Genomic DNA, 12,962 nt, shown 5'->3' on the forward strand with positions numbered 1-12,962 from the left:
TGCTGGTGTTTCGGTCCCTGCGCTGCAATGCGGCGTGATCATGTTTCAGTCCGTCGCAATTGGTGAATTGAGATGCGGGCCTTGTCACCCTACTTTGCAGGTTAACGAAACATGTCTAATCCGCTGAGGCCCTGTGCAAGCAACGTTGAAATCATCTGTGACCTTTGAAGGGGTTGGCCTGCATGCAGGACAGACCGCCAAGATGGTTGTCCGCCCCGCATTGGCCGGAAGCGGAATCACGTTTCGCCGGATGGATATCTTGGGCGAAGCAGGACGTTTGCCTGCGCGTTGGGACATGGTGGAAGTGTCGCCGTTGAACACGCGTCTGCGTAATACGCATGGTACGACGATTTCGACAATTGAACATGTGATGGCAGCATTGGCCGGCTGTGGTATCCACAACGCCTTTATCGAACTGAATGGCCCTGAAGTGCCGATCATGGACGGGTCTGCTGCGGCGTTTGTCCGTGGTTTTGTGGATGCGGGTGTAGTTCATTTTGATGCGCCGATGCGCGCGATTGAGATTCTGGACACAGTTACGGTTGAAGAAGGCGACGCCTTTGCGACGCTGTCTCCTGCGACGTCACTGCAAATTGCTTTCGATATTGCCTTTCCTGATGCGGCCATCGGGACACAACGCAAAACGCTGAACATGGCAAACGGTGCTTTTGTGCGCGAACTTTGCGATAGCCGGACGTTCTGCCGCGCATCGGATGTGGACACGATGCGGGCCAATGGGTTGGCGCTTGGCGGCACCATGGAAAATGCGGTCGTCGTTGACGGCGATCAAGTGCTTTCTCCGGGTGGCCTGCGCCACGCTGATGAAGCCGTGCGTCACAAAATGCTGGACGCTTTGGGTGATCTTTACACAGCCGGCGCGCCGATCTTGGGCCGCTACACCGGCCACAAGGCAGGGCACGCTTTGACGAACAAGTTGCTGCGCGCGCTTTTTGCGCAGCCGAAGGCATGGCGCTGGGTCAATGTTGACCACACAATCGCGGCGCGTTTGCCCGGTGTTGGTGTGTCACATGCCGATCTGGACGCTGTCGCTTAACTTCTTTTGGTCTTAAATATCTCGGGGGTATGGGGGCTGGCCCCCATGTTCTCACGTATCCTCACGCGATGGATGCGCGGAAGTGACCGCAGGGTCTGTAAAAGGCATTTTGCACCCCAAATTTTTCTGTTAGACCTCTTCGGAAATGGGGCAAAACCCCTTTGAGCAGAAGTTGCGTTGCACGAGGACATCTATGTCAGGCATTTCCAAACCAAATGGGCGCAAAGCCCGCCGCTTGGGCCCTGTACTGGCGCTTGGACTTTTGGCAAGCTGCGGTTTGTTGGACCAAGAAACGCCGGTTGAGCTTGAAAACCTGACTGCGCAGCAGATTTTTGCGATGGGCGAGCTGGAGCTGGAAAAGGGCAAAGCGGACGAAGCGGCCAATATTTTCGGTGAAATCGAACGCCTGTATCCGTATTCCGGGTTCGCCCAGCGTGCGTTGATCATGCAGGCCTTTGCGTTCCATAAGAACCAGGATTACCCGAACAGCCGTGCCAGCGCCCAACGCTACATTGATTTTTATCCTGTCGAAGAAGATGCGGCTTACGCGCATTATCTTCTCGCGTTGTCTTACTACGATCAGATTGATGATATTGGCCGCGATCAAGGGCTGACCTTTCAGGCGTTGCAGGCTTTGCGCGTTGTGATCGAACAATACCCGGGGACGGAATATGCGTCTGCGGCCATCCCGAAATTCGACCTCGCGTTCAGCCATTTGGCTGCGAAGGAAATGGAAATCGGGCGTTATTATCTGAAGCGCAACAATTACGCCGCAGCCGTGAACCGGTTCCGCATCGTGGTTGAGGATTTCCAGACCACACCGCACACACCCGAAGCGTTGCATCGCTTGGTTGAATCGTATTTGTCGCTTGGCCTGACTGCCGAAGCCCAGACGGCTGGTGCCATCTTGGGTCACAACTACCAATCAACCGAATGGTATCAGGACAGTTTCGCATTGCTGACGGGGCAGGGCCTAGAGGCGCGGTCAGTGGGAGACAATTGGTTGTCGTCAATCTACCGCCAAGTGCTGCTTGGCGAATGGCTCTGATCTTTCACGGAAGGCGCGTTTAGGATGCTACGCGGCTTAGACATACGCGACATGTTGATCATCGACCGGTTGGAACTTGCGTTCCAGCCCGGTTTGAATGTGCTGACGGGCGAAACTGGTGCTGGTAAGTCTATCCTACTGGATTCACTGGGGTTTGTGCTGGGATGGCGTGGCCGTGCCGAACTTGTGCGCGCCGGCGCTGATCAAGGTGAAGTGACTGCGGTTTTCGATCTTCCTATAGGCCATGCCGGACGCGATGTTCTGGCTGAAGCCGGGATCGAAGTTGAAGACGGCGAGGTTATTCTGCGCCGGATCAACACACGTGACGGCCGCAAAACCGCGTGGATCAATGACCGCCGCGTCAGTGGTGAAGTGTTGCGCAATCTGTCCGAAACGCTGGTGGAACTGCACGGCCAGCATGATGATCGCGGGCTTTTGAACCCGCGTGGTCATCGGTTGATGCTGGACGAATACGCAGGCCTTGATGCAGACATCACGAAGGCTCGCGCCGCGTGGAAAGCACTGGCTGAGGCGCAAAAACGCCTGAGCGCGACACACGCCCGCATCGCCGAAGCACAAGCCGAAGAAGAATATCTGCGCCATGCGGTGGCTGAATTGGATGCCCTTGATCCGCAAGCGGGTGAAGAGGCGACATTGGATACTCAGCGCCGCCTGATGCAAGCCGCTGAAAAGATTAGGGCCGATATCGCGAAGGCTGGCGATGCGTTGGGCCTGTCCGGTGCGGAAGGCATGGTGAACGATGCGAACCGCTGGTTGATTGGTGCCGCTGACAAGGCCGACGGGCGTCTGGATGATCCGTTGGCTGCGATTGAACGGGCTGTTCTGGCGCTGGATCAGGCCCAGCAAGGCGTTGCGTCCTGTTTGGATGCCCTGACGTTTAACCCCGCCGAGTTGGAAGAAGCCGAAGAACGGTTGTTTGCCATTCGCGGTTTGGCTCGTAAGCATAACGTTTTGGCCGATGATCTTGGTCCGTTTGCCGATGATCTACGCGCGCGGTTGGCCGTGCTGGATGGCGGTGCGAAAGATCTTGCCACGTGCGAGGCTGACGTGATGACCGCGCAGGCGGCTTACGATGCGGCGGCGGATCGTTTGACCGCAAAACGCACCAAGGCCGCAAAGGCGCTGGACAAAGCGATGGCTGCCGAATTGGCGCCGCTTAAGATGGAACGCGCTGTTTTTGTGACGATGGTCACGCCGACAGACGCAGGCCCTGAAGGCCGCGACAATGTGGCCTTTACGGTTGCGACGAACCCCGGCGCACCTGCTGGACCATTGAACAAGATCGCTTCAGGCGGGGAATTGTCCCGCTTCTTGCTGGCTTTGAAAGTCTGTCTGACCCAAGCGGGCAAGGGCGGTCTGACGATGATCTTTGATGAAATCGACCGTGGTGTTGGTGGAGCGACTGCCGATGCGGTCGGGCGGCGTCTGTCCGAACTGGCAGGCGGTGGTCAGGTGCTTGTGGTGACACATTCCCCGCAGGTCGCAGCCCTTGGGCAGCACCATTGGCGTGTCGAAAAGCGGCAGACCAAGAAAGAAACAACATCTACGGTTGTGCCTTTGCTTGATGACGCGCGTATCGATGAAATTGCGCGCATGTTATCGGGCGATACTGTGACCGATGCAGCACGCGCCGCTGCCGAAGCCCTGATGGCACCAAGCAGCTAGCAACCACCCCTTGGACCACGCCACGTGATCCCGTAGGGTTTTGGTAACGCTGAACTTTGGCTTTGAAAGACCCGACCATGTCGTCGCCTGTTTCCCAGTTTCTGTCCGAAAGTTGGACCAAATGGTGCGGCATGGCCCAGAGCGGTCTCGTCACGATCAAACGTGAAGGACCGTCGCAGGTTCAGTTCTGGTTTATCGCGCTGTTCGTCGGGATCGGGGCAGGTTTTGCTGCACTCGGGTTTCGGCTTAGTGTCGATTGGCTTCAATCTTTTTTGTATCAGGCTGAAGACGTCAGTCGGCTGCATTCCTTGGCCACGCGGTTGCACTGGGTTCACATCATATTGATCCCCGCGTTTGGCGGATTATTAGTTGGCTTGATTCTGCATTTCTTCACAGATGATGGCAGATCACGGTCGGTCGCTGACGTGATCGAAGGGGCGGCGCTGAACGAAGGTCGGGTGCAGGTCCGGCGCGGCATTGCGTCAGCTTTGGCCAGTATGGTGACCTTGTCGTCGGGCGGATCCACGGGGCGTGAAGGTCCTGTGGTCCACATGGCTGCGGTGATTTCAACTGTGGTGTGCCGGTTCATTCGCGCCGACGGGATCACAGGCCGTGATTTGTTAGGATGTGCGGTGGCGGCGGCTGTTTCCGCCAGCTTTAACACGCCGATCGCGGGGGCATTATTCGCGTTGGAGATCGTGCTGCGTCACTTCGCGGTTCACGCCTTTGCGCCAATCGTGATTGCCTCTGTCGCCGGGACGGTCATCAATCGATTGGCCTTTGGGGATGTGACCGAATTTGTGCTGCCCGCCCAAAACGCGCTGAACTTCTATGTTGAATTGCCAGCGTTCTTGTTGCTGGGCCTCATGTGTGGTGGGATTGCAGTTGTGCTGATGCGGGCGATTTTCTGGACCGAAGATCTGGCAAACCATTTCCAGACCCAAACAAAACTGCCCGGCTATTTGCGTCCTGCAATCGCAGGCGTGTTATTGGGCCTGCTGGCCGTCGAATTCCCACAAATTATCGGGGTTGGGTACGAGACGACGACACAGGCGCTTTCGGGCAATTTGACCTTTGGGATGGCGGTGATGATCGCGGTCGTAAAGGTCGTCGCGGTTGCGATCACGATGGGCGGACGCATGGGCGGCGGGGTATTTTCGCCAGCGCTGATGGTGGGGGCTTTAACAGGGCTGGCTTTCGGGATCGTTGCGACAAGCATTTTCCCGAACGTGTCCGGAGAAGGATCGTTGTATGCGCTGGCAGGGATGGGGGCCGTGGCGGCCGCTGTGCTGGGTGCGCCGATCTCGACGTCATTGATTGTGTTTGAATTAACAGGTGACTGGCAAACGGGTCTGGCCGTGATGGTAGCTGTGTCCATGTCGACAGCTATTTCGTCCAAACTGGTAGATCGGTCATTCTTCCTGACACAGCTGGAACGGCGCAACGTGCATCTGGCAGCGGGGCCGCAAGCCTATCTGCTCGCCACCTTCATGGTCGCCAATGTCATGCGCAAAGCTGACAGCCAAGGCAGTGCAGACACCGAAAGTTGCTGGGCACTGATCCGCGAGGGCGTCTATATCGACGGGAATGCGACCTTGGAACAAGCCATGCCGATTTTTGAGGCGGGCAATCAGGTCTTCATTCCGGTCGTGACAATCGCAGACGAAGACGCGCCGCCCGAATTGTGGGGGGCGCTGTTTCAAGTTGATGCGCTGAAAGCGATGAACAAAGCACTATCTGCGACGGCTGCGGAAGAACATTCCTAAGGCATTCTCGCGCTGCACCTTGCTTCTTTGACGTTCTCTATATCCTCGCCGAAGGCTTGGGATCTGCAAGATCCCAAATCCACCGCGCGATATTGGACTTAGACCTGTTCAATAGTGACCTTGTCGCCCTGAAAGGCCAGATAACCCGCGATCTGTTTCGCGCCATCAAGCGGATTTTCGTAAGTCCAGACCGCGTCGGCAAGCGTGCCGCTTTTCGCTTCAATCGCGAAATACGTGGCCGTGCCTTTGTGCGGGCAGACAGTTGTGGTGTCTGACGGTTCGAGGAACGCCATCGCAATGCTGTCGCGCGGAAAATAGATGACGGGATCGTAATCGCCTTCGGTCAGCATAAGCGCCGATGTGGTTTCGCCAAGAACAGCACCTGCGACGCGGACGACCCACGTCCCCTCGGCTGGTGAAATGGTCATTTGATGAGCCATGTGAATAGTCCTTTCAAAATAGTCGGCAGGGCCCCGTCGGGCGCTGCTACAATTGCATTATGCGGGGCGGTCTGCAGCAAGTGGGGCGCAGGCCGCTTTTAACCAATCAAGGGCCGGTCCGTCGATCCGATCTGCCAGAAGCCGCAACGTATCAGCATGGTAGCGATCAATCCAGTGACGTTCGTCGCCTGTCAGCGCGTCTGTATCAATCAATCGGCGATCAAAGGGCACATAGGTCAGCGTTTCAAATGACAACATCGCGCGATCATCGCCGCCCGCGATCTGGGGCGCGTCCTGCACGACAATAAGGTTTTCAATCCGGATACCGAAAGCACCTTCGCGGTAGTACCCGGGTTCATTTGATACGATCATGCCCTGTTCAAGCGGGATCGTGCTACGCCGCGAAATGCCTTGCGGGCCTTCATGGACGCTCAGGTAGCTGCCAACACCGTGGCCGGTGCCGTGGTCATAATCCATCCCAGCTTGCCAAAGCGGCGTGCGGGCAAGCGCATCCAGATGCGATCCTGCGACACCTTTCGGGAAACGGGCCATTGAAACCGCCACCATGCCGCGCAAGACGCGGGTGTAGCAGTCGATATGATCTTGCGCAGGTGTGCCAACGATCATCGTGCGCGTGATATCAGTGGTGCCGTCTTGGTACTGGCCACCTGAATCGACCAGCAAAAGCTCTGATGGTTTCACAGCGCGGTTGGTTTTGTCGCTGACCCGATAATGAACGATGGCACCGTTTGGACCAGACCCGGAAATGGTTTCAAACGAAATATCGCGCAACGCGTTGGTGTCGCGACGAAAACCTTCGAGCGCTTTGACGACGTCAATTTCTGTCAATCCGCCCGCGGGGGATTCGCGATCCAGCCACGCCAGAAAACGGACCATTGCAGCACCATCACGCAGATGGGCATCACGTGACCCTTGGACTTCAACAGCGTTTTTACGTGCCTTTGGCAGCGCGCATGGATCGGCCTGTTCGACAAGCGGCGCATCGCCAAGCAGTTGTTTTACAGCGTAGGGGCAGGATTTCGGATCGACCTGAACGGCACCGTCAAGCGCCGCGATGGCCGTCCCGAAATCGTCCCAACCGTGCAAAATCACATCAGACCCCAGGTGATCTTTGATGCCATCTGCTTTGCCACTGCGAGCAAACAGGTCCACGGTTCCGTTGACCCGCAAAACGGCAAATGCGTGCGGCACAGGATTGCGTTCGATGTCGGTGCCACGGATGTTCAAAAGCCACGCGATACTGTCCGGCAAGGTCAGGATGCAGGCGTCTGCCTTCAGTGTTTCGGCCACACGCGCCCGCTTCGCGGCGTGACTCTCGCCAGCAAAATTATCGGGATGGGCGGTGAACGGGGCCATCGGTGGGGCAGGTTGGCCCGCCCAGATGTGATCCACTGGATTTGCGATTGGTCGCAGCGTGATATCCGTACCGTCCAATGCGTCCCTTAGTCCCGCGATCTCAGTCATCGTGTGCAACCACGGATCAAACCCAATCACCGCAGATCCAGACAGGTTGTCCTTCAACCAATCAGCTAGTTGGATTTCCGGCCAGTGGACTGGCGTGAAAACATCGGCCACCTGATCCTGGACTTGCAAACGATACCGGCCATCAATGAAAACGCCCGCCACATCAGGCAAAACGGCACAGAAACCCGCAGACCCAGTAAATCCAGTAAGCCATTCCAAACGCGCGTCACGCGGGGCCACATATTCGCCTTGGTGCACATCGGCGCGCGGCACCAAAACCCCGTCAACACCAAAGGCGGGCAAGGATTCCCGTAACGCCGCAAGCCGTGCGAGACCCTGTTCCGGCGTCGAAGATGCTTCAAAGGTCTGAAACATGGGGCGGTCCTTATCTTCTTTTGGTCTGAAATATCTCGGGGGTTTGGGGGCTGGCCCCCAATGTCTTTCGCAAAGAACGACTACCCTGCTTTGCGCATCCCCATGACACGGGCGCGTTTGCGCGGGTCAGTGTCGAACAGGCTGGCGAGCTGTTCTGTCATAGCACCCGCCAATTGTTCCACATCGGTGATTGTGACCGCGCGTTCGTAATAACGTGTCACGTCGTGCCCGATGCCGACGGCGATCAATTCGACCGCTCTTTGCTTTTCGACCATCGCAATCACGTCACGTAGGTGTTTTTCCAGATAGTTGGCAGGGTTCACTGACAAGGTGCTGTCATCCACTGGCGCACCATCTGAAATCACCATCAAAATCTTGCGCTGTTCATGACGGGCTAACATCCGGCGGTGTGCCCATTCCAGCGCTTCACCGTCGATGTTTTCCTTCAACAGCCCTTCTTTCATCATCAGACCAAGGTTCGGCCGCGCACGCCGCCAAGGCGCGTCGGCTTGTTTGTAGATGATGTGGCGCAGGTCGTTCAGGCGTCCGGGCGTGGCTGGGCGTCCGTCGTTCAGCCATTTTTCGCGGGCAAGCCCACCCTTCCAAGCCTTTGTTGTGAAGCCAAGAATTTCGACTTTCACCTGGCAGCGTTCCAGCGTCCGCGCCATGACGTCGGCACAGATCGCGGCGATCGAAATCGGGCGGCCACGCATGGAGCCTGAGTTATCCAATAGAAGCGTCACACAGGTATCGCGGAATTCGGTGTCTTTTTCCTGTTTGAACGACAGCGGTGTCGTTGGGTTCGCGACAACTCGCGCAAGGCGGCCCGCATCAAGCGTGCCTTCCTCAAGGTCGAATTCCCAAGACCGGTTTTGCTGGGCTTGCAGACGGCGTTGCAGTTTGTTGGCAAGACGCGACACGGCACCTTTGAGCGGTTCAAGCTGCTGGTCGAGGTAGGCGCGCAGGCGTTCCAGCTCGATCGGTTCTGCCAGATCTTCTGCGCGAATTTCTTCGTCGTCGGCGTCCGAATAGACGCGGTATTCGGGGTCGGCGGCAGAAACAGGCTGCGGGGCAGGCGGTTCAAGCGGCGCTTCGCCGTCGGGCATTTCGGTTTCTTCGCCCATTTCGGCGTCGGCTTGGTCGTCCATCGACACTTCGGCCTGCGACGCGTCTTGTTGGTCTTCTTGCGTCTGCTCTGGCGATGCTTCGGCTTCGTCGCCTTCGCTTTCGTCGTCGCCTGTGCTGTCAGGTTCGTCTTGGTTGTCGTCTGCGCCTTCTTCGGCTTCGTCTTCTTGGTTGTCGTCGATCTGATCGGGGTCGTCGCCCAATTGATCAGCGTAGCCGAGATCGGCGATCATCTGACGTGCGAATTTTGCGAAAGCTTTTTGATCTTCAAGCATATCGGTCAGGTTTTCGAGCGTCCCGCCCGCCTGTTCTTCGATAAAGCCGCGCCATTGGTTCATGACGTTGTCCGCGCCTTCTGGCAGATCGCGACCGGTGGCGAGATGCCGGATCAGGTAGCCTGCCGCGACGGACAGGGGCGCAGAGGCTGTGTCTTTGACTTGGTCATAGCCCTTGCGCATCGCCTCGTTACCGATCTTGGCGTCAATGTTGCCTGCGGTGCCGGGCATGTGCTGCGCACCGACCGCTTCGATCCGCGCGGTTTCCATGGCGTCGTAGAGATCGCGCGCCATTTGGCCCTGCGGCATGTAACGCGCAGCCGTTTTCGGGTCGTGGAATTTGTGGCGCAGCGCAAATGCGTCTGCCGTGCCGCGTGCCAGCAAAACTTCGTCGCGGGTCATACGCCGCGAGACCTGCGGCAGACGGATCGTTTCCGCTGTTTGTCCTGCAGGATCAACGGAATAGGTGACCGCAAGTTCCGCGTCATCGGCCATGACTTTCGTCGCTTCAGCCAGCGCTTTTTTGAACGGATCAGCTGGGTTGTCGTTTTGTTTGGTCATGGCACAAGACATCCGGATAAGAGTTGTCTTTTGAATATAGGATTTGTGACGCGGATGCCATGGCAGCGTCTTGTAAATTATCGCTTAGTCTGCGGAGGCCGACATCAGCACGCTGGTGCATTCGTGCAGCATTGCTTCGGCCCGCGATAATGCCCAATCCGCGTCAACCGGATCGCGGTTGATTACGGTCCGGCGCAGCAGGCGGGCTTGGGCGTGTTTGGCTTCGACCCGCATCAGGAGCACGTCGCGGCCACGATCTGCGGGCATCACGGCTGTGACAAGATCAATCATTTCAGTGCGGTAGGACTTGGTTTGGTCAGCAGAGGCTGTGTCGTGGTTCCACTGGTGTTCCATGGTCGCCGACAATCGGCCTGCGCAGCTTGCAAAGAAATGAAGCTGCTGATCTGCCGTTCCGTTGAAAGCCGCAAGCGGGGTTGCTGTCACCATCACGAGGCATGCTAATCTTTTTAAACCGCCCATAGATGCAGCATTGACCGGCTTTTTGTGCCAGTCAACTGATCAGAAAATAAACTTTTACCAAAGGATAGGTGCGCTACGGGGGGCGGTACCCCTTATGGCTGTACCGTTATTCGTCGTATTCTGGTTCTTCGAAGCTGATCTGCGCTTCCGGAGCAAGGTTGAATGGCTCTGATGCGAGGTCGTGCATCGTGTTTAATTCTGCTGCACCGGCAAGTGTTTGGCCGGTTTCGTCAACGAAGGACAAACGCGGGCGGTATGTCTTGCCACCCATTTCAATTTCACCATCGTCGAAGAGGTAAGCCAGTTCCATGACAATGCCTTCGACATTCGCTTTTGCCGCGTCTTCCGGCATGTTGTCGATAAACAATGGCAAAAGGGCATGGGCCATCAGGCTGGCAGACGTCGCGGCCAAGTCGTTGTGCCCGGGTGTGTACCCGTCGGGCAGTTCAGCGCCAATAATCATCTTCATTTTCTGTGCCTCATTCGGTCGAAATCTTGATCTCGCACAATGTCTGTTGGAGATTCGTCAACACCAAGGCACATTTCGGGTTCTTTATTGTCATTTCCTTACGTGTATCTGGTCTTTATGGCTGCGGAACGAACAAATAAACGCTGCGTAGGTTTCGGGCAAATAGATGATGCCGCGTTTGTTGCACCCCTGCTGGGAGGGGGAACCTGAGCGAAAAAGCAGGTGGCACCAGATCAGAGCTGTCGCGTGTTTTATTCCAAGATAGTTGGTTGCGTGGATCAGGTACGTACCAGAGAGGGGGGAACGGAGGAACCTGACTTTCTTGTAGGCAAACTGCGCTTAGTTGCTGATCTGTCCACACAGAACGAAACTCGTAATGCGGCAACAGATATGGGTGAAAGTGATATGTACCCCAAGGCCAAGCAAAACATGGTGACAAAGAACTATGTGCTTCGGCCACCAAGGTTGACGGCCAAAACATCAAGATCAAAGCAAACCGACGAAGAAAGGTCACCCCAAAGACATGCTGGCCGCTGATTCTGGCAGTTCTTCGTCGAAGCAGCGCTGGTAGAATTCGGCAACCGTTTGGCGTTCGAGTTCGTCGCATTTGTTCAAGAAGGACAGGCGGAATGCGTAGCCAACGTCTTGGAAGATGCGTGTGTTTTCGGCCCAAGCCAAAACGGTCCGAGGTGACATGACTGTGGACAGGTCACCGTTCATGAACGCCGTCCGTGTCAGGTCCGCGACTGTCACCATTTGTGAAATCTGCTTGCGACCGTCTGCAGTGTTAAAGTGCGGAGACTTTGACAACACGATTGCTGCTTCGGCGTCGTGGCTGAGGTAGTTGAGCGTCGCGACAAGAGACCAACGGTCCATCTGCGCTTGGTTGATCTGCTGCGTGCCGTGGTAAAGACCGGTCGTATCACCCAGACCAACAGTGTTGGCTGTCGCGAAAAGACGGAAGGACGGGTGCGGTGTGATGATCTTGTTCTGATCCATCAGCGTCAGTTTACCGTCGGTTTCCAGCACGCGCTGGATCACGAACATCACGTCCGCACGACCTGCATCGTATTCATCAAATACGATCGCAACAGGGTTGCGCAGCGCCCAAGGCAGGATGCCTTCGTGGAATTCTGTTACTTGCACGCCGTCGCGCAGTTTGATCGCGTCTTTACCGATCAGATCGATCCGCGAAATGTGGCTGTCGAGGTTCACACGCACAGATGGCCAGTTCAGACGGGCCGCGACTTGTTCGATGTGCGTTGATTTACCGGTCCCGTGGTACCCTTGGATCATCACGCGGCGGTTGTAGCCAAAGCCCGCGAGGATCGCCAATGTCGTATCAGGGTCAAATTTATATGTGCTGTCGATTTCAGGCACGCGGTCAGTTTTTTCGGCAAAACCTTTGACCTTCATGTCGGAATCGATGCCAAACACCTCGCGAACAGAAATCTCTTCGGTTGGTTTTACTGGTGTTTCCATTGTGCCGTCGGCCATAATATCTTGCCTTCCAAAATCGCGCGTCTCTGTCCTGTCGGGATGCAACATAATGCAGGGGTTCGCAAGGGGAAGGGTGGCGCATTTGAGACCATGAATCGCACTGGCCCCAACGGAAAATGCAGACTGGTCGGATTTTTCAGTACCTTCGCCAACTTAAGGTCACATTTGTACAGTTTGAGAACACCAATTGCCTTGGAGTTATTCGATTGGCTGTACAATCAATTTTGTCGCAAATTAGTCGCGGCGAACGAAGTTTTATTTTTGCGATGATCGGCACCTCTATTTTGGGGGCCACGCTTTCTTGCGTTGCAGTCATGCACCTGTCTGAAACATCACCCGAAAGCCGGGTATCAACTGCGATTACCTATTGGACCTTACTTGCAGGCTGCATTGGGGGCGCGAGCGGGCTTTGGGCCTGTTATGAACGCTGGTTCGGCCACGAAGGTGCGAGAGGCTGGGCGTCCGCGCTGATCGGGGCGTTTATCACCAGCGGTATTGGATCGGTGATTGCCGGCACTTTGATTTTGCCGTTTTACGGGACCATGTTCGGCCCGTTCCAGTTGATCATGTTGATCGTTGCCTACCCAAGTCTTGGCCTGATCTGGTTAGGCATGTTGATGTGTGCGCATGGGTTGTTGGGACAATGGCGCCAAGAACGCGACAGCATCTTCCGATCGGGTCAGTTTTCAGCGTAACCG

At 56.3% G+C, this 12,962-nt stretch carries 11 protein-coding genes; 5 read left to right on the forward strand and 6 right to left on the reverse strand.

The features are described 5' to 3' along the window. Window positions 1-133 precede the first annotated feature (133 nt). From lpxC to K3729_08405, 4 genes are all read left to right on the forward strand, one after another. Entirely contained in the window at window positions 134-1,054 is a 921-nt protein-coding gene (gene lpxC, locus K3729_08390) for a UDP-3-O-acyl-N-acetylglucosamine deacetylase (protein ID UWR00767.1), read from the forward strand. 193 nt (window positions 1,055-1,247) lie between these two features. Next, entirely contained in the window at window positions 1,248-2,102 is an 855-nt protein-coding gene (locus K3729_08395; GenBank protein UWR00768.1) for an outer membrane protein assembly factor BamD, read from the forward strand. Between the two features lie 24 nt (window positions 2,103-2,126). After that, window positions 2,127-3,788, forward strand: a complete 1,662-nt coding sequence (gene recN, locus K3729_08400) for a DNA repair protein RecN (protein ID UWR00769.1) — start codon at window positions 2,127-2,129, stop codon at window positions 3,786-3,788. Between the two features lie 77 nt (window positions 3,789-3,865). Further along, window positions 3,866-5,554, forward strand: coding sequence for a chloride channel protein (locus K3729_08405; GenBank protein UWR00770.1), 1,689 nt, complete (start codon window positions 3,866-3,868; stop codon window positions 5,552-5,554). A 98-nt stretch (window positions 5,555-5,652) separates the two neighbouring features. Here the strand turns inward: K3729_08405 and K3729_08410 are convergent, their stop codons facing one another. The 6 genes from K3729_08410 to cobS all read right to left on the reverse strand — a co-directional run bounded on the left by K3729_08410 (window position 5,653) and on the right by cobS (window position 12,261). After that, window positions 5,653-5,994, reverse strand: coding sequence for a DUF427 domain-containing protein (locus K3729_08410; protein ID UWR00771.1), 342 nt, complete (start codon window positions 5,992-5,994; stop codon window positions 5,653-5,655). Window positions 5,995-6,051: 57 nt separating this feature from the next. After that, window positions 6,052-7,854 (reverse strand): aminopeptidase P family protein, encoded by a 1,803-nt coding sequence (locus K3729_08415; GenBank protein ID UWR00772.1) that lies wholly within the window; start codon window positions 7,852-7,854, stop codon window positions 6,052-6,054. Window positions 7,855-7,934: 80 nt separating this feature from the next. After that, window positions 7,935-9,815 (reverse strand): cobaltochelatase subunit CobT, encoded by a 1,881-nt coding sequence (gene cobT / locus K3729_08420; GenBank protein ID UWR00773.1) that lies wholly within the window; start codon window positions 9,813-9,815, stop codon window positions 7,935-7,937. Between the two features lie 84 nt (window positions 9,816-9,899). Further along, entirely contained in the window at window positions 9,900-10,262 is a 363-nt protein-coding gene (locus K3729_08425; GenBank protein ID UWR00774.1) for a hypothetical protein, read from the reverse strand. A 139-nt stretch (window positions 10,263-10,401) separates the two neighbouring features. Continuing rightward, window positions 10,402-10,764: a hypothetical protein gene (locus tag K3729_08430; GenBank protein ID UWR00775.1), complete on the reverse strand. Its 363-nt coding sequence runs from the start codon at window positions 10,762-10,764 to the stop codon at window positions 10,402-10,404. Between the two features lie 510 nt (window positions 10,765-11,274). Beyond that, on the reverse strand, window positions 11,275-12,261 hold the full coding sequence (gene cobS, locus K3729_08435) for a cobaltochelatase subunit CobS (protein ID UWR00776.1): 987 nt from the start codon (window positions 12,259-12,261) through the stop codon (window positions 11,275-11,277). A gap of 209 nt (window positions 12,262-12,470) precedes the next feature. Here cobS and K3729_08440 point away from each other — a divergent pair, with 209 nt between their 5' ends. Next, window positions 12,471-12,959, forward strand: coding sequence for a hypothetical protein (locus K3729_08440; GenBank protein ID UWR00777.1), 489 nt, complete (start codon window positions 12,471-12,473; stop codon window positions 12,957-12,959). Window positions 12,960-12,962 lie beyond the last annotated feature (3 nt).

The organism is Rhodobacteraceae bacterium S2214 (assembly GCA_025141675.1).
Classification (GTDB): domain Bacteria; phylum Pseudomonadota; class Alphaproteobacteria; order Rhodobacterales; family Rhodobacteraceae; genus Yoonia.

What these genes read in the sequence shown, in the direction of transcription:
- K3729_08395 (UWR00768.1), top strand. Translation starts at nt 1,248, where the DNA reads ATGTCAGGCATTTCCAAACCAAATGGGCGCAAAGCCCGCCGCTTGGGC.
- recN (UWR00769.1), top strand. Translation starts at nt 2,127, where the DNA reads ATGCTACGCGGCTTAGACATACGCGACATGTTGATCATCGACCGGTTG.
- K3729_08405 (UWR00770.1), top strand. Translation starts at nt 3,866, where the DNA reads ATGTCGTCGCCTGTTTCCCAGTTTCTGTCCGAAAGTTGGACCAAATGG.
- K3729_08410 (UWR00771.1), bottom strand. Translation starts at nt 5,994, where the DNA reads ATGGCTCATCAAATGACCATTTCACCAGCCGAGGGGACGTGGGTCGTC.
- K3729_08415 (UWR00772.1), bottom strand. Translation starts at nt 7,854, where the DNA reads ATGTTTCAGACCTTTGAAGCATCTTCGACGCCGGAACAGGGTCTCGCA.
- cobT (UWR00773.1), bottom strand. Translation starts at nt 9,815, where the DNA reads ATGACCAAACAAAACGACAACCCAGCTGATCCGTTCAAAAAAGCGCTG.
- K3729_08425 (UWR00774.1), bottom strand. Translation starts at nt 10,262, where the DNA reads ATGGTGACAGCAACCCCGCTTGCGGCTTTCAACGGAACGGCAGATCAG.
- K3729_08430 (UWR00775.1), bottom strand. Translation starts at nt 10,764, where the DNA reads ATGAAGATGATTATTGGCGCTGAACTGCCCGACGGGTACACACCCGGG.
- cobS (UWR00776.1), bottom strand. Translation starts at nt 12,261, where the DNA reads ATGGCCGACGGCACAATGGAAACACCAGTAAAACCAACCGAAGAGATT.